Origin of the sequence: Agrococcus sp. BE272, assembly GCF_031457935.1 — a bacterium.
In the GTDB taxonomy this organism is placed as follows: domain Bacteria; phylum Actinomycetota; class Actinomycetes; order Actinomycetales; family Microbacteriaceae; genus Agrococcus; species Agrococcus sediminis.
In genome coordinates this window covers 582,901-599,589 of the sequence record NZ_JAVDXL010000001.1, presented here as the reverse complement: position 1 = coordinate 599,589, position 16,689 = coordinate 582,901, and the positions used below count along the sequence as shown (strand labels likewise).

At 74.2% G+C, this 16,689-nt stretch carries 9 protein-coding genes; all 9 read left to right on the top strand.

Features of this window, described 5'->3' with window-relative positions:
* The first annotated feature begins 4 nt into the window (after nucleotides 1-4).
* From J2X49_RS02880 to J2X49_RS02840, 9 genes are read left to right on the top strand one after another with little or no spacing between them, the layout of a single operon-like run.
* On the top strand, nucleotides 5-6,097 hold the full coding sequence (locus tag J2X49_RS02880; RefSeq protein WP_310122313.1) for an Ig-like domain-containing protein: 6,093 nt from the start codon (nucleotides 5-7) through the stop codon (nucleotides 6,095-6,097).
* Between the two features lie 43 nt (nucleotides 6,098-6,140).
* Complete coding sequence (locus J2X49_RS02875) at nucleotides 6,141-7,109, top strand: MoxR family ATPase (RefSeq protein ID WP_146355974.1); 969 nt, start codon at nucleotides 6,141-6,143, stop codon at nucleotides 7,107-7,109.
* Nucleotides 7,106-8,476: a DUF58 domain-containing protein gene (locus J2X49_RS02870; RefSeq protein ID WP_310122312.1), complete on the top strand. Its 1,371-nt coding sequence runs from the start codon at nucleotides 7,106-7,108 to the stop codon at nucleotides 8,474-8,476. The genes J2X49_RS02875 and J2X49_RS02870 overlap by 4 nt, the downstream gene beginning before the upstream one ends.
* Nucleotides 8,473-10,776, top strand: a complete 2,304-nt coding sequence (locus J2X49_RS02865) for a transglutaminaseTgpA domain-containing protein (protein ID WP_310122309.1) — start codon at nucleotides 8,473-8,475, stop codon at nucleotides 10,774-10,776. Before J2X49_RS02870 ends, J2X49_RS02865 begins: the two co-directional genes overlap by 4 nt.
* Nucleotides 10,773-12,272: an RDD family protein gene (locus J2X49_RS02860; RefSeq protein ID WP_310122306.1), complete on the top strand. Its 1,500-nt coding sequence runs from the start codon at nucleotides 10,773-10,775 to the stop codon at nucleotides 12,270-12,272. Before J2X49_RS02865 ends, J2X49_RS02860 begins: the two co-directional genes overlap by 4 nt.
* Nucleotides 12,269-13,096 carry a protein phosphatase 2C domain-containing protein gene (locus tag J2X49_RS02855; protein ID WP_310122304.1) on the top strand — a complete coding sequence of 276 codons (828 nt, stop codon included), beginning with the start codon at nucleotides 12,269-12,271 and terminating at the stop codon, nucleotides 13,094-13,096. Before J2X49_RS02860 ends, J2X49_RS02855 begins: the two co-directional genes overlap by 4 nt.
* Entirely contained in the window at nucleotides 13,093-14,481 is a 1,389-nt protein-coding gene (locus J2X49_RS02850) for an FHA domain-containing protein (protein ID WP_310122302.1), read from the top strand. Before J2X49_RS02855 ends, J2X49_RS02850 begins: the two co-directional genes overlap by 4 nt.
* Entirely contained in the window at nucleotides 14,478-15,962 is a 1,485-nt protein-coding gene (locus tag J2X49_RS02845; RefSeq protein WP_310122299.1) for a serine/threonine-protein kinase, read from the top strand. Before J2X49_RS02850 ends, J2X49_RS02845 begins: the two co-directional genes overlap by 4 nt.
* Nucleotides 15,955-16,680, top strand: a complete 726-nt coding sequence (locus J2X49_RS02840) for a hypothetical protein (protein WP_246993342.1) — start codon at nucleotides 15,955-15,957, stop codon at nucleotides 16,678-16,680. Before J2X49_RS02845 ends, J2X49_RS02840 begins: the two co-directional genes overlap by 8 nt.
* The last annotated feature ends 9 nt before the right edge of the window (nucleotides 16,681-16,689 follow it).

Sequence of the window (16,689 nt, the reverse complement as noted above, 5' to 3'; positions counted from 1 at the left end):
GTGGGTGAAGCACCACCGCAGGTCTGCGGCAGCGGGCGGTCTCGTCACCGCCGTCTCCGTCGCGCTCGGGATCCTCGCCTTCACGTACGACGGCTTCACGACCACCGACGTCGACCTGAACGACGGCGGCGTCTGGGTCACGCGCACGAGCACGCAGGAGCTCGGCCGCATCAACATCCAGGCCGAGGAGCTCGACGCCGGCCTGACGTCGCCGACGGCGACGTTCGACGTGCTGCAGGACGGCGACCGGGTCCTGCTCCACAACCAGGAGGCATCCGCCGCCCTCGTCGTCGACCCGCTGCAGGTCGCCACGGGCACGAGCGTGCAGCTGCCGCCGCAGGGCGAGATCGCGATGGGCGGCGGCATCGTCGCGATCCTCGACCCCGCCGACGGCTTCCTCTGGGCGATGCCCTTCGACGAGCTGGGCGGCTTCTCTGCCGAGAGCACCGACCCGATCGCCGAGCTCGGCGAGGGTGCCGCCGTCGCCGTGGGGCTCGACGGCACCGTGCACGCCGTCTCGCCCAGCGGCGCGCAGCAGGTCGCCGTGCCGCTCGAGGACGGCGTGCTCGACGAGCCGCGCTTCCGCGAGCGGGGCGAGCTGCGCGAGATGGCCGACCCCGTCGTCACCGCCGTCGGCGCCGAGCCGGTCGTGCTCGACGCGAGCACCGGCGCGCTGCTGCTGCCCGGCCGCGCCGTCGAGGTGCCCGAGGGCGCCGCGGTGCAGCTCGTCGGCGACGCGTCCGACCGCGTGGTCCTGTCGACGCCGACCCAGCTCATCCGCCAGCCGCTCGGCGGCGGCGAGCCCGAGGTCGAGGAGCACCCGGACGGCGGCGACGCCGTGCGCCCCGTGCAGCTCGACGGCTGCGTCTACGGCGTCTGGCCCGCCGCGGCCGACTTCGTGCGCGACTGCCAGGACGACGCGCGCGACCACCGCGTGCAGGTCGAGGGGATGGACGGCTCGCCCACCGTCTTCCGCGTCAACCGCGACGCGGTCGTGCTCAACCAGTTCGTGCAGGGCGCCTCGTGGATCCTCGCCGACACGCTCATCATGGTCGACAACTGGGACGATCTCGTGCCGCCCGAGTCGGACGAGCAGTCCGAGGAGGAGGAGGACGAGTCGACCGAGGACCTCCTGACGAACCAGCCTCCGCCCGTCAACGAGGAGAACACCGCGCCCGTCGCGAACGACGACCGGTTCGGCGCGCGGCCGGGCCGCTCGACGATCCTGCCGGTGCTGTGGAACGACGTCGACGCCGACGGCGATGTGCTCACGGCCGCGGTCGCAGGTCCCCTCCCCGAGGGCGTGAGCGTCGCCCCGGTCGCCAACGACTCCCGGCTGCAGCTCGAGCTGCCGGCCGACTACGCGGGCGGCGGCTTCAGCTTCTCGTACGAGATCGACGACGGCCGCGGCGAGACCGACGAGGCGACCGTGGCCGTGCAGGTGCGCGCCCAGAGCGAGAACGGCGCGCCCGAGCAGCTGCGCGCGCAGGCGTTCGCCGTCGAGCAGGGCGGCGAGTACGAGTACCAGGCGCTCAGCGACTGGCTCGACCCCGACGGCGACGACCTCTACCTGCAGGGCGCCACCTCCGCCTCGGGCGACACGATCCAGACCGACCCGTCGGGCCGCCTCATCTACACGGCCACCGGCGACGTCGGCATCCAGGAGGTCGAGATCACGGTCTCCGACGGCCGCACCGAGACGACGGCCGAGGTCACCGTCGACGTGCGCGAGCGCGGCGACGCGAACCCGCTCGCGAACGCCGACTTCATCACGACCATCGAGGGCCGCGAGGCCACGGTGCGCCCGATGCTGAACGACTTCTCGCCCTCGGGGCGGCCGCTGCGCCTCGCGTCGGTCGAGCCCGCCGAGGGGCTCGAGATGACCTGGGATGCGTCGACCAGCACGGTGCGGATCACCGGCGGCGCGGTCGGCACCCACTACTTCACCTACATGATCGCCGACGGCCCGCTGTCGAGCATCGGGCGCGTACGCGTCGACATCCGGACGCCCGACGACGAGGCGCGACCGGTCGCGGTGCGCGACATCGCGCTCGTGCCGCAGCAGGGCAGCGCCGTCGTCGACCTGCTCGCGAACGACGTCGACCCGGCCGGCGGCGTGCTGGTCGTGCAGCAGTTCACGATCGAGAACGCGGCGCCGGTCACGGTCGAGCTGCGCGATCGCCGCATCGTCAGCATCGTCGACAACCGCGGCCTCGAGAGCCCCTTCCAGTTCACCTACACCGTCTCGAACGGCCGCTACTCCGAGACCGGCACGGTCGAGGTGATCCCGGTCGCGCCGCCCGAGCAGCCGCGCGCGCCGAAGGCCGTCGACGACGCGGCGACCGTGCGCGCAGGCGACTACGCGACGGTCGACGTGCTCGGCAACGACTTCTCGCCCGACGGCACGCCGTTCGAGATCAACCCGCAGGTGATCGACACGAGCTTCGCCTCCGAGGAGGAGGGCGTCGCCTTCATCTCCGAGGGCAAGCTGCGCGTGCACGCGCTCGAGGGCGGGCCGACGCGCGCGACCGTCACCTACGAGATCCTCGACGAGCTCGGCAACCGCGACTCGGCGACGGTCGCGGTGACGATCGTGCCGCGCGAGGCCGAGCAGAACGCGCCGCCCGCGCCCGAGACGGTCACCTCCCGCGTGCTCGCCGGCGCGACCGTGCGCATCCCCATCCCGCTCGACGGCATCGACCCCGACGGCGACGGCGTCGAGCTCGTGGGCTACGACACCGGCCCCGACGGCGGTCGCGTGCTGCCCGAGGTCGGGCCCGACTACTTCGACTTCGAGGCGTTCCCCGGCAGCGCCGGCACCGTCGAGTTCACCTACCGCGTGCGCGACCGGTGGGGCGCCGAGGGCACGGCGACCGCGATCATCGGCATTGCGCAGGCCGCCGACGTGAACCAGACGCCGTTCGCCCAGACCGACCTCATCACCGTGCGCCCCGATCGTGCGATCGCCATCCCGGTGCTCGAGAACGACTCCGACCCCGACCAGGACGCGCTGACGCTGCAGGCCGACGGGCTCGAGCTGCCCTCCGAGCTGCCAGACGCCGAGGTCAACACCGAGCGCAGCACCGTCGACCTGCGGTCGCCCTCGGCACCCGGCGACTACCAGTTCACCTACGCGGTGGTGGATGCGCGGGGCGCGAGCACGACCGGCACGGTGCTCCTGACGGTCGCCGAGGACGCGCCGCTGCAGCCGCCGGCCGCGCGCGACGACCCGCTGCCGCGCGACCAGGTCGAGCTCGACCAGGCATTCGACGTGCCCGTGCTCGAGAACGACCTCGACCCCGACGGCGACCCGAGCGACCTCGAGCTGTCGATCGTCACGGGCGAGGGCCGCGTGGTCGGCGACATGGTGCAGGTCGTGCCCTCGGAGGAGTTCCAGGTCGTCACCTACCGCGTCACCGACATCGACGGGCTCGCGGCGGAGGCGTTCGTCGCCGTGCCGCCGGTGCGCGACCGTGCGCCGTACCTCGCATCGACCCAGGCGCTGCAGATCGGATCGGGGCTCGAGCTCATCATCGAGCTGCGCGACGAGGTGACCGTGCCGAGCGGCGCGGCTCCGCGCATCACCTCCGGCGACACGGTGACGGCCGTCAACGCCGAGGGCTCGCTCATCGTCGACAACGACACGCTGCGCTTCCAGTCGCCGCAGGGCTACGTGGGCCCCGCATCCATCACCTTCGAGGTGACCGACGGCGACGGGCCCGACGACCCGGACGGCAACACGGCGATGCTGACGATCCCGATCGACGTGACGCCGTCGAGCGCGATCCCGCCGAGCTTCGCGGGCGCGGTCGTGCGCCCCGAGGCGGGCGAGCGCGCCGCGACGTTCGACCTGCTCGACGCCACCACCGACCCCGACGTGGGCGACATGGAGGCGATGCGCTTCGAGCTGCGCGGCGGCTCGATGCCCGGCGTGCAGCACTCGCTCGAGGGCTCGGTCTTCACCGCCTCCGCCGACCGCACGACCGCGCCCGGCACCACCGGCTCGTTCCAGATCGTGGCGATCGACCCGCTCGGCAACGAGGCGCCCGGCACCGTGGTCGTCGAGGTCGTCGCGACGACGAGGCCGATGGCGATCGCGCGGCCCGACACCGGCGAGGCGACGGCGAGCGAGCCGATCACGGTCGACGTGCTCGCCAACGACTTCAACCCCTACGCCGACGACGGCGTGCCGCTCGAGATCGTCTCGGCCGAGCTCGTCGCGGGCCAGGGCCAGCCGTCGACCGACGGCCGGCAGGTGACGGTCACGCCCGCCGCCGACTTCTCGGGCGTGCTGACGGTGCGCTACACGGTGCAGGACGGCACCGACCGCGCCGAGCGCCAGGTGACCGGCACGCTCACGCTCAACGTCAAGGCTCGCCCGGACGCGCCGCCGCGGCCGAACGTCGATGCGGTCGGCGACTCGCAGGTCACGCTCACCTGGGCGGCGCCCCCGTCGAACGGCGCGCCCATCACCGGCTACGTCGTGCAGTCGACCGACGGCGCGATCAGCTTCCCGTGCTCGTCCACCACGTGCACCGTCACCGGGCTGCGGAACAACATCACCTACACGTTCCAGGTGGTCGCCCAGAACGAGGTCGGCGACTCCGACCCCTCCCCGGCGTCGAACGAGGCCCGACCCGACCGGCGTCCCGAGCAGCCCGCACCTCCCGTCGTCGAGCGCGGCGACACGCAGGTGGGCCTGACCTGGACGCCGCCGGCGTCCTTCGGCTCGCCGATCCAGCACTACGTCGTCGAGATCTCACCCCCGGCGCCCGGCGGCGTCGTGCAGCAGCAGGCGGCGGGCACGAGCTTCACCTGGACGGGGCTGACCAACGGCACGGCGTACAGCTTCCGCATCCAGGCGGTGAACCTCGCGCCCGAGCCGAGCGACTTCTCGGCATACTCGCAGCCCGTCACGCCCGCGGGCCCGCCCACCCAGGTGCAGCAGGTGTCGGCGAGCCCCGACCGGTCGATCCCGGGCGAGGTGCAGATCCAGGTGACGTGGCAGGCGCCGAACCCCAACGGCGCGGCGATCGAGGCCTACACGGTGACGCCGTCGAACGGCGCGGCTCCCGTGCAGGTCACGGGCACGTCGGCGAACTTCCGGTTCCCGGCGGCCGACGAGAGCATCTCGTTCACGGTCACTGCCACGAACGACGCGGGCACGAGCCAGCCATCGGCGGCTTCCGCCCCCGTGCGCACCTACACGGCGCCCGACGCGCCGAGCGGCGTGAGCGCATCCGACGGCAACGGCGACTCGGTCGTCAGCTGGACGCCCGGCAACCCGAACGGCCTGCGCTCGAACGAGATCCGCTTCGAGGTGCGCGGCGGCGGCGCGGGCGCCCAGTCGTTCGGCCCCGGCGGCACCTACACCGGCATGGACAACAACGGTGGACCGTACACGTTCGAGGTGCGCGCCTACGCGATCGTCGACGGCGTCGAGTACTCGAGCGGCTGGACGGCGGCCGGCAACGTCGCGCGGCCCTACGGCGCGATCGGCAGCCCGTCGGCGAGCGGCAGCGGCCAGGTCGAGCAGGTGACCTTCCAGTGGAGCGCTCCCGCGCGGAACGGCCGGAACATCACCACGCGCATCCGCATCGACAACGGCGGCTGGCAGTCGGTGCGCAACAGCGACTCCATCACGGTCGGCGCCCGGGGCGGGCAGACGGTGCAGATCACGGTCGAGTCGTCGACCGGCGCCGACCCGACAGGGCACGGCGCGCAGACGACCACGGCGACCGCGCAGGCGACCGCCGACGTGCGCCTCAACCCCTCGGTCAGCCTCACGCGCGGCGACGTCGCCCACCCGGGGGAGTGCACGTCGCACACCGGCGGCGACTGCCGGTACTACGAGCTCAACTGGCGCGACCTGCGCCCGGGCAACTACCAGTTCACCTGCCACAACCGCGCCTCCAACGGCGAGGGCTCCTTCCAGAGCGGCACCGTGAGCGTCGGCAGCCTGAACGGCTCCACCCAGCGCCGGGCCGACGGCACGCGCATGTGCTACTCCGGTTACGCCGGACCGGCGTGGATGCGCGTGACCGGCGGCCCCGACAACGTCAACCTCACGACGCCAGAGGTCAGGAACTGGCCGTGATGCGACCCCAGCACCACCGAGAGGACCGCCGATGAGCGCACCGATGACCCGAGAGCAAGCGGCGTGGTTCGCCGAGACGTTCACCCGACTCGTCGACACCGTCGGCGGCGTCGTGCTCGGCAAGGACGACGTCATCCGGCTCGCATTCACCGCGATGCTCGCCGAGGGCCACCTGCTGCTCGAGGACGCGCCCGGCACGGGCAAGACGCAGCTGGCGAAGTCGATGGCGGCGACCGTGCAGGGCACGAACCACCGCATCCAGTTCACGCCCGACCTGCTGCCCTCCGACGTCACCGGCGTCACCGTCTACGACCAGAAGACCGGCGAGTTCGAGTTCCACAAGGGCCCGATCTTCGCCTCGATCGTGCTCGCCGACGAGATCAACCGCGCGAGCCCGAAGACGCAGTCGGCGCTGCTCGAGGTGATGGAGGAGGGCCGCGTGACCGTCGACGGCACGCCCTACTCGGTCGGCCGCCCGTTCATGGTCATCGCGACGCAGAACCCGATCGAGCAGGCCGGCACCTACCGCCTGCCCGAGGCGCAGCTCGACCGCTTCCTCATGAAGACGTCGATCGGCTACCCCGGCCGCGAGCAGACGGTCCGCATCCTCGCCGGCGCCTCGAACCGCAACGCCTCCGCCGGCGTGCAGCCCGTCATCACCACCGGTGCGATCGCCGAGATGATCGACCTCGCCTCGACGGTGCACGTCGACCACGCCGTGCTCGACTACGTCGCGCAGCTCTCGGAGCACACCCGCGAGTCGAAGGACACGCGCCTGGGCGTCTCGGTGCGCGGCGCGATGGCGCTCATGCGCGCGGTCAAGGTGTGGGCCGCGTCGAAGGGCCGCGCGTTCGTGCTGCCCGACGACGTCAAGGAGCTCGCGCAGTCGGTGTGGGCGCACCGCATCGTCATCGACCCCGAGGCCGAGTTCTCGGGCGTCACCGGCGACCGCATCATCGACCGGGCCATCGCCGACGTCGCCGCGCCGCAGGACCGGCAGCACGCTGCATGACGACGGCGCCCGAGCGGGCGACGTCGACCGCGCCCCCACCTGACACCGCCGGCATCGCCGACACCGGCGCATCCGGCACCACGCGGCTGCGCCGCGCAGCGCTGCGCGACCGCACGCCGCTGCAGCGCGCGCTCGATGCGGTCGTCGGCGACGAGTCGGTCGTCTCGGCGTGGTGGCGGCAGGCGGTGCGCAGGCTGCGCGCGCGGGTGTGGCCCGTGCTCGAGCCGATCACCGGCTTCGGCTGGGCGGTGCTCGTCGGCACGGCCGTCGCGCTCGTCGCGGGCATCGGGCTCGGCTGGAAGGAGCTCATCGTCATCGGCATCGCCGGGGCGCTGCTGCTCGTCGGCGGCATCGGCTTCATCGTCGGGCGCAACCGGTACCGCATCGAGCTCGACCTCGCCTACACGCGCGTCGTCGTCGGCGAGCGGGCGCTCGGCCGGATCGAGATCCACGCCGCCTCGACGAAGCCGCTGCTGCCCGCGACGATCGAGGTGCCCGTCGGGAAGGCGCTCGCCTCGTTCCACCTGCCGCGCATGCAGCCGGGCGACGTGCACGAGGACGTCTTCGCGATCCCGACGAGCCGCCGCACGATCCTGCAGGTCGGCCCGGTGCGCTCGGTGCGCGGCGACCCCGTGGGGCTGCTGCGACGGCAGGTGAAGTGGACCGATCCGGTCGAGCTCTTCGTCCACCCGAAGACGGTGCAGCTCGACGAGACCGCGCCCGGGCTCATCCGCGACCTCGAGGGCATCACCACCCGCGACCTCACGAGCAGCGACATCGCGTTCCACGCGCTGCGCGACTACGTCGCGGGCGACGACCGCCGCTACATCCACTGGAAGTCCTCCGCCCGCACCGGCCAGCTCATGGTGCGCCAGTTCGAGCAGACCCGGCGGAGCGTGCTCGCGCTCGGGCTCTCGACGAGCCCCGACGACTACGCCGACCCGCAGGAGTTCGAGACCGCCATCTCGATCCTCGGCTCGCTCGGCCTGCAGGCGGTGCGCGACGAGATGGATGTCGTGGTGCAGACCTCGCGCCGCACGCTGCCCGCGACGACCGGCAAGCGGCTGCTCGACGCGCTCTCGGGCGTCGAGTGGTCACCGCGCCACGACCGCTTCCTCGACCTCGCCGCGACGATCGCGCGGCAGCATGCCGGGGCATCCGTCGTCATGCTGCACGCCGGCGCGAACGTCGACCCCATGCTCGTGCGCCGCGCGCGCACGCTGCTGCCGACGCAGGCGCGCGTCGTCGTCTTCACCGTCGTGCGGGGCGCGAGCCCCAAGCTCCGGCCCATCGGCGACGTCGCGCTCGCGACCATCGGCTCGGTCAGCGACCTGCCGCGCGTGATGCGGGGGGTGGCGCTCCAGTGAGCCGCGACCAGCTCCTGCCGCGCACGCCGGTGCAGGCGGCGATCGACTGCGGCGCCGTGCTGCTCGTCATGGTCGCGGCGACGCTCTCGTTCGGGCCGGTCTTCGGCGGCCACGCGTACCTCGTCGCCGGCATCGGCGGCGCGCTGGCCGGCATCGCCGTGGGCGTCGCGACGAGCCTGCGGCCGCTCCGCAGCTGGCTCATGACCGCCGCGGGCGTCGTGCTGGCGCTCATCGTGCTGGGGCCCGCGCTCGCGGTGCCGCGCAGCACCCTGTTCGGCGTGCTCCCGACGCTCGAGGCGTGGCGCGAGCTGCTGCTCGGCGTCGTCTACTCGTGGAAGGGCCTGCTGACCGCCGAGCCGCCCGCCGAGGGCTTCCCGAGCCTCCTCGTGGTGCCGTTCCTCACGATGCTCGTGTGCGCGACGCTCGCGACGGTGCTCGCCCTGCGGCTGCGCCGGGGCGCGCCCCTCGCGATGCTCCCGGGGCTCCTCGCGCTCGTCGTCGGCATCGCCTTCGGCACCAAGATCGCCTTCTGGCCGATCGCGCTCGGCGTGGTCGTGGCGGGCGTCGTCGTCGCCTGGTGGGCCTGGCGCCGGGCGTCGTGGCGCACCGGGCTCAACGACGAGGTCGAGGTCACGAACGACACGCGCCACCGGGTGCGCGCGCGCCGGCAGCGGTCGCGCGGCGCGATCGCGATGATCGCCGCCGCCATGGCGGTCGCTGCGCTCGTGAGCATCCCGATCCAGCCGCAGAGCCGCGCCGTGCTGCGCGACGTCGTCGAGCCGCCCATCGAGCTCGCCGAGCACCCGAGCCCGCTCGCCGGCTTCCGCGACTGGCACAAGAACTTCGACGAGGAGGCGCTGCTCACCGTCCGCGGCATGCCCGAGGACGGGCGGCTGCGCATCGCCACGTTCGACTACTACGACGGCACCGTCTTCGCCGTCGCCGGCGCGCAGCAGACCAGCGGCTCCGGCTCGTTCGCGCGCATCGGCGACGAGGTGCTCGTGCAGCAGTCGGGCGACCCGGTCGAGGTGCGGGTCGACCTGCAGGCGTACTCGGGCATCTGGGTGCCGGGCGTCGGCTACACGCAGTCGCTGCGCTTCGACGGACCGCGCGCCGGCGAGCTGCAGGGCTCGCTGCACTACAACGGCCAGACCGGCACCGCGATCGCGCTCGACGGGCTCGCCGCCGGCGACGCCTACACGCTCGAGGCGATCGTGCCCGAGCAGCCCGACATCGACGAGCTCGAGGGCGTCGCGATCACGAGCGTCGAGGTGCCGGAGCCCGCGGTCGTACCCGACCTGCTGCAGGCATGGGTCAACGAGCGCGGCGCGACCGGCCAGAACCAGTTCGAGAACATCCTCGAGATGCAGCGGCTGATGACGAGCGGCGCCTTCAGCCACGGCCTCGAGGGCGACTTCCCCTCGCTCGCCGGCCACGGCGCATCCCGCATCCAGTCGATGTTCGACCAGGAGGTGCTGCTCGGCGACGACGAGCAGTACGCGACCGCGTTCGCGCTCGCGCTCTCGCGCATCAACGTGCCCTCGCGCGTCGTGATGGGCCTCTACCCGGACGACGGCTTCACGGGCGGCGACGAGCCGGTCGAGCTCACCGGCGGCGACATGCACGCGTGGGTCGAGATCCCGTTCGAGGGCTACGGCTGGGTGCGGTTCGACCCCACGCCGCCCGAGGACAACGACAGCATCCAGCCGGAGCCCGAGCCGCAGCCGCAGCCCAAGCCGCAGGTGCTGCAGCCGCCGCAGCCGCCGGAGGAGCCGGCCGAGCTCTCGCCCGACACGGTCGCCGACGAGGGCCAGGAGGACGACGAGGAGGTCGAGGACGCCTCGTGGGGGATCTGGCTCTGGATCGCGGGCGGCGTGCTGCTGCTGCTCCTGCTGCTCCTGCTGCCCTTCCTCGTCGTCGGCGCGCTGAAGGCCGCGCGGAGGAAGCGGCGCTTCCGCGCCGAGCGCGAGAGCGACCGCCTCTCGGGCGGCTGGCACGAGGTCGTCGACCACGCGGTCGACCTGGGCCTGCCCATCCCCGCCGGCGTCACCCGCCGCGAGGTCGCCGGGGTGGTGGAGGATCGCTACCCTCGGTCGAGGGCGACGGCCATCGGCGACTTCGTCGACGAGGGCGTCTTCGGACCGGGCGAGCCGGCCCGGGATGACGTGGATGCGTTCTGGGCAGACGTGGAGCGCAGCGTCAAGGGCATGCGCTCGGAGGCGACGCCGCGGCGACGCCTGCTGAGCACGCTCTCGCTGCGGTCGTTCGCGAGGCGCAGGCAGGAGCGGAGGCGACGATGATCTGGGAGATCGACGAGGGCAGGACGGTCGTCGAGGGGCTCGACGAGTCGGGCCGGCCCGACCCCGAGTACGCCGCCGCGCTCGGGCTGCGCCCCGCCCCCTTCGGGCGCCGCGCGCTCGCCTCGGCCATCGAGCTCGCCGTCTTCGCGCTCGTGCACCTGCCGTTCTGGATCGTCGCGCTGCCGACGGTGCTGAAGGTCGTCACGGGCTCGCTCCAGCCCTACGGGCTCGTGTCGCACCCGGACTTCGTGTGGATGGTGGTCGCGACCGTCGTCTCGGCCGTCCTCGCCACTGCCTTCTCGATCGTCCAGATCGTGCTGCACGGCCGCAGGGGCGTGACCCTCGGCAAGGCGTTCGTCGGCATCCGCAGCGTCAACGTGGCGACGCTGCAGCGGCCCGGGGTCGGCAGGGCGCTGCTGCGCGCGCTCGTGCTGTGGGCGAGCAGCGCGCTGCCCGTGCTCGGCACCGCGCTCTTCCTCGCTTCGCCGCTGCTCGACAGCGAGAAGCGCGGTCGGGGCTGGCTCGACAAGGTCGGCCGCACCTGGTTCGTGGATGTCCGCGACGGGCTGGATCCGTACCACGACAAGAAGATGCGCATCGCGCGGAAGACGATCGCCGCCGAGCCGGAGGCGGCCAAGTCGCAGCTGCCGTCGCTCGCGACCCCCGCCGACCGGCTCGCGCAGGCCTACCGCCCGGGCGCCCGCACGAGCTCGGGCGTCGTGGGGGTCGCGCGCCCCCAGCAGCCCGGCGGCGACGCCGTCGGCATCGGCGCGCAGCCGACGGAGCCCGCGCCCAGCCACACCGTGCCGGGCATGCCGGCGGGCGGGGCCCGCCTCGGCGGGTACCGGCCGGGCGAGCTGAGCGGCGCCGCGCGCCCCATCGCACCCTCCTCGCCCTCGCCCGGCGCCGGCGAGGGCCTCGGCGGCATCGTCGACAGCGTGCCCGGCGGCCGCCCGGCCCCGGCCGCGAGCCGTCCGGTCGCCCCGCCGACGCACCCCGCCCCCGCGCCGTCGGGCCCGATCGACGAGCACACGATCATCGAGCCGGATCTCGACGGCGGCTTCGACGACGGCTCGGACGAGGGCATCGACGACCGCACCGTGCGCCGCGTGGAGGTCGTCGAGGCAGACGACGACCTCGACGCCACGCGCGCGCGGGCATCGAGCCGCGCGGCCGTCGCGACGCTCGCGTTCGACAGCGGCGACCGGTTCGCCATCACGGGCGCCGCGCTCATCGGGCGCAACCCCGCGCCGGCCGCCGGCGAGGTCGTCGAGCACCTGCTGCCGATCGCCGACGACACGCGCTCGATCTCGAAGACCCACCTGCTCATCACCGCGGCGCCGCTCGCGGCGGTCGACCGCGCGTCGACGAACGGCTCGAGCGTCGTGCGCGGCGGTGTCGAGCACCCGCTCGCGCCGGGTGCGCCGTTCGCGCTCGTGCCCGGCGACGTCGTGCGGTTCGGCGACCGCACCGTGACGGTGGAGGGGGTCGCGTGAACGCCGTCGGCGAGTTCCGCTTCAGCCACCCGTCGATCGCGCTGCGCTGGGCGGGCGCCACCCACCCCGGCGCGCGCCGCACCGTCAACGAGGACTCCGTCTTCGCCTCCTTCCCGGTCTTCCTCGTCGCCGACGGCATGGGCGGCCACGCCTCCGGCGACGTCGCGAGCGCGCTCGCGGTCGAGGCGTTCCGCAGCCTCAAGGGCCGCACGCTCGCCGACGTCGCGTGCGTCGAGGAGGCCGTGGAGCGCGCCTTCGACGACGTGCGCACGCGCGCGCTCGACGAGCCGATCGGCGGCACGACGCTCACGGGCTCGGTGCTCGTCGACGTCGAGGGCGTCGCCCACTGGCTCGTGCTCAACATCGGCGACTCGCGCACCTACCTCTTCGAGCAGGGCGCGCTGCAGCAGGTGACGGTCGACCACTCCGTCGTGCAGGAGCTCGTCGAGGCAGGCGCCCTCCGCCGCGCCGAGGCCCGCAGCCACCCGCACCGCAACGTCATCACGCGCGCCCTCGGGCCCGGCGAGCGCCAGGCCGCAGACGTGTGGCTGCGCCCCGCCGAGCGCGGGCAGCGCCTGCTCGTCTGCTCGGACGGGCTCACCGGCGAGGTCGAGGACGACGAGATCGCCGAGATCCTCGGCGACGTCGCCTCGCCCGCCGCCGCCGCGGCGCTGCTGCTGCGCCGCGCCCTCGACGCCGGCGCGCCCGACAACGTCTCGGTGGTGGTCGTCGACGTCGACGCCGTCGCCCTCGCCGACGGCGACCTGCACGACACGCACGCGCAGTCGGTCGACGACACGATCCCGAGGGAGGCGCTGCGATGAGCGCACGCATCGAGTACGCGCCCGGCGAGGCCTGGTGCGTCGCGGCCGGCCGCGTGGTGCTGGTCTGCGAGCGCGACCTGCCGCCCGTACGGGCGCGGGCGCTGCACGACGCCGCGGCCGCGGTCGAGTCGGTGGACGACCTCCGCGCGGTGCTCGACGTCGAGCCCGCCGCGCTCCTGGGCCTCGTCGACCTGCCGGGCGAGCGCACGCTGCTGCGCCGCCTCGGCGTGCCGGCGACGACCGCCGAGGTCGCGCTGCCCGACCGGTTCGGCGCCGAGTGGGCGGCGGATGCGTTGCGGCCCGACGAGGCGGTGGCCGCGGGCGGCCTCGCGGCGCTCGACGCCGCGACGCTCCCGTTCGACGGCGGCGTCGTCCGCGTCGCCGCCGTGCGCGTCGCCCCGGCGGTCGAGCTCGAGCCCGTGCTGCCGGCGCCGGACGCCGCGCCGGAGCCCGCGCCCGCACCGGCGGCGGGTGCGTTCGGGCAGACAGCGCCCATGCCCGCGCCGGCTCCCGCGCCGACGTCGGCCCCCGCCCCCGCGCCGGCCCCCGCCCCCGCGCCGGCCCCCGCCCCCGCGCCGACGCCGCCCGCGCCGGACGAGGATCGCGCAGCGGCCGACGTCCCCGCCGACACGGGCAACCCGATCGGCGGCCTCATCGACTCCGTGCCGGGCTTCATCCGGCCCGCGGTCGACGTGCGCGCGATCCCCGAGCCCTCACCGCCCGCACGCGCGGCCGCGCCCTCGACGCCCGCCGCCGCATCCGCGCCCGAGCCGGTGCTGCAGCCGGCGCCCGCGGCGGCCGGCGACCACGACGGCATGACGATCACCGCCGAGCAGGCGCGCCGGCTGCAGGCCGAGCGGGCCGAGGGCGGCGCTCGCGAGCTGGCGCCCGCCACCGGACCGCTCGTGCTCTCGACCCTGTGCCCGCGCGGCCACGTCAACGCGCCCGGCACGGCGCACTGCGCCCAGTGCGGCGCGCGCGTCGACGAGAGCTCCGCGGCGCAGCGCCGCCGGCCCGAGGTCGCGGTCGCCGTGCTGCCCTCCGGCGAGCGCGTGCCGCTCGGCCGCGGCGTGGTCGTCGGCCGCCGCCCGCGCTCCCGCCGGGTCGAGGACGGACGCGTGCCGCGCCTCGTGACCGTCGACAGCCCGGGGGAGGACGTCTCGCGCAGCCACCTCGAGCTGCGCATCGAGGACTGGAACATCGTCGCCGTCGACCTCAGCTCGACGAACGGCACGCTGCTGCTGCGCGAGGGCTCGGCGCCGCAGCGGCTGCGGCCGGAGGCGTCGACCATCCTGCAGCTCGGCGACCGCCTCGACCTCGGCGACGGCGTCGTGCTCACGATCGAGCCGGTCGGCGACGCGGCCCCCGACGGGACGACCCGATGAGCCCGAAGCGCGCGCCCTCGGCCCCGCCCGAGCTGCCCGGCTACGACTACGTCTCGCTGCTGGGCTCCGGCGGCTTCGCCGACGTCTTCCTCTACCAGCAGCTGCTGCCCTCCCGCCGCGTGGCCGTGAAGGTGCTGCTGCCCGACGCCGTCAACCGCGAGCTCATCGAGAACTTCCGCCACGAGGCGAACGTCATGGCGCAGCTGTCGACGCACCCGTCGATCGTGACGATCTACGGCGCCGCCGTCGCGCCCGACGGCCGCCCCTACCTCGCGATGGAGTACTGCCCGAAGCCCAACCTCGGCGTGCGCTACCGGCGCGACCGGTTCGCGGTGCCCGAGGTGCTCTCGCTCGGCGTGCAGATCGCCGGCGCCGTCGAGACCGCGCACCGGGCGGGCATCCTGCACCGCGACATCAAGCCCGCGAACATCCTCGTGACCGCGTACAACCGCCCCGCGCTCACCGACTTCGGCATCGCGACGAGCGCCGGCGGCGCCGACGACACGAGCGGCATGTCGATCCCGTGGTCGCCGCCCGAGGCCTTCCAGGATCCGCCCCGGTCGAGCCCGGCATCCGACGTCTTCTCGCTCGCCGCCACGCTCTCGACGCTGCTCGCGGGCCGCACGCCGTTCGAGCTGCCCGGCGGCAGCAACACGAGCGTCGACCTCATCGACCGCATCCAGCGCGGCGAGATCTCGCCGCTCGCCCGTCACGACGTGCCCCCGCGCCTCGAGGCGGTGCTCGCGTCGGCGATGGACCCCGACCCGTCGCGCCGCTACGCGTCGGCGGTCGCCTTCGGGCGCGCGCTGCAGCAGGTCGAGGCCGAGATGGCGCTGCCGGTGACGCCGCTCGACGTGCTCGACGACTCGCTCGACGCCGACGAGGTCGACGAGGAGGACGGCGGCGCGACGCGCATCCGCGGCGTCGTCTCGATCGACCCGCACGCGGGCGAGCCGGCGCCGAGCGCGCTCGCCGCCCCCGACGCCACGATCCGCCGCCCGCGCCCCGGGCAGGCGGCGGCGGATGCGTCCGCGCCGGTCGCGCAGGACGCCCCGGCCCCGGCGGCGCGCGACCCGCGCCGCACGGCGGCGGCGATCGTCGGCGCCGCGCTCGTCGTGCTCGTCGGCGGCGGCATCGTGTGGATGGCGCTCGCGGCCGGCGACGAGCCGCCGCCGTCGGGGAACCCCTCCGCGACGGTCGCCGCGCCGGCGCCCGCGCAGCGCCCGCCGCAGCCGATCAACGTCGTCGGCGAGGTCGACGGCGAGACCGTCGTGTTCCGCTGGGTCAACGCCCAGCCGCAGGAGGGCGACACGTTCCAGTACCGCACCGAGCCGAGCGACGCCGACCCGGTGACCGCGATCGTCAACACCCCGGAGGTGGCCGTGCAGCGCGATCCTGATGGCGAGACCTGCGTGCTCGTGCGGCTCGTGCGCGCCGACGGGCGCGCCTCGAACGACGCGACGGGGTGCGTCGATGGCTGAGGCGCCCGTGCTGCAGATCGAGTTCGCCGGCGAGTGGTGCACGCTCGACCCGGCGAAGCCGTTCGTGATCGGCCGCGAGGGCGACCTGACCGTCGACGACAACCAGTACCTGCACCGCGCGTTCCTCGAGCTGCGCCACCGCGACGGGCTGTGGTGGCTGTCGAACGTCGGCTCGCGCCTGTCGGCGACCGTCTCGAGCGCGGGCGGTGCCGTGCAGTCGTGGCTCTCGCCCGGCGCGCGGCTGCCGATCGTGTTCTCCGAGTGCTCGATCGTCTTCACCGCGGGCCCGACGACCTACGAGCTCGGGCTGCACTGCGACGACGCCTCGTTCGCGATGTCGACCGAGCACCGCCGCCGCTCGTCGGGCGAGACCACGGTCATGCCGGTGGGCCTGACGCAGCTGCAGAAGCTGCTCATCGTCGCGCTCGCCGAGCCGATGCTGCGCCGCGACGGGGTCGGCGTGAGCGAGCTGCCCTCGAGCGGCGCCGCCGCCGAGCGGCTCGGATGGACGATGAGCCGCTTCAACCGCAAGCTCGACAACGTCTGCGACAAGCTCGACCGGATGGGCGTGCAGGGCCTGCGCGGCGGTGTCGGGAAGCTCGCGAGCAACCGTCGCGCCCGGCTCGTCGAGTACGCCGTCTCGTCGCAGCTCGTCACCCGCGCCGACCTCGACCTGCTCGACGACCCGGCGCTGCGCGACGCCGACGACCAGGACTGACCGTGAGGA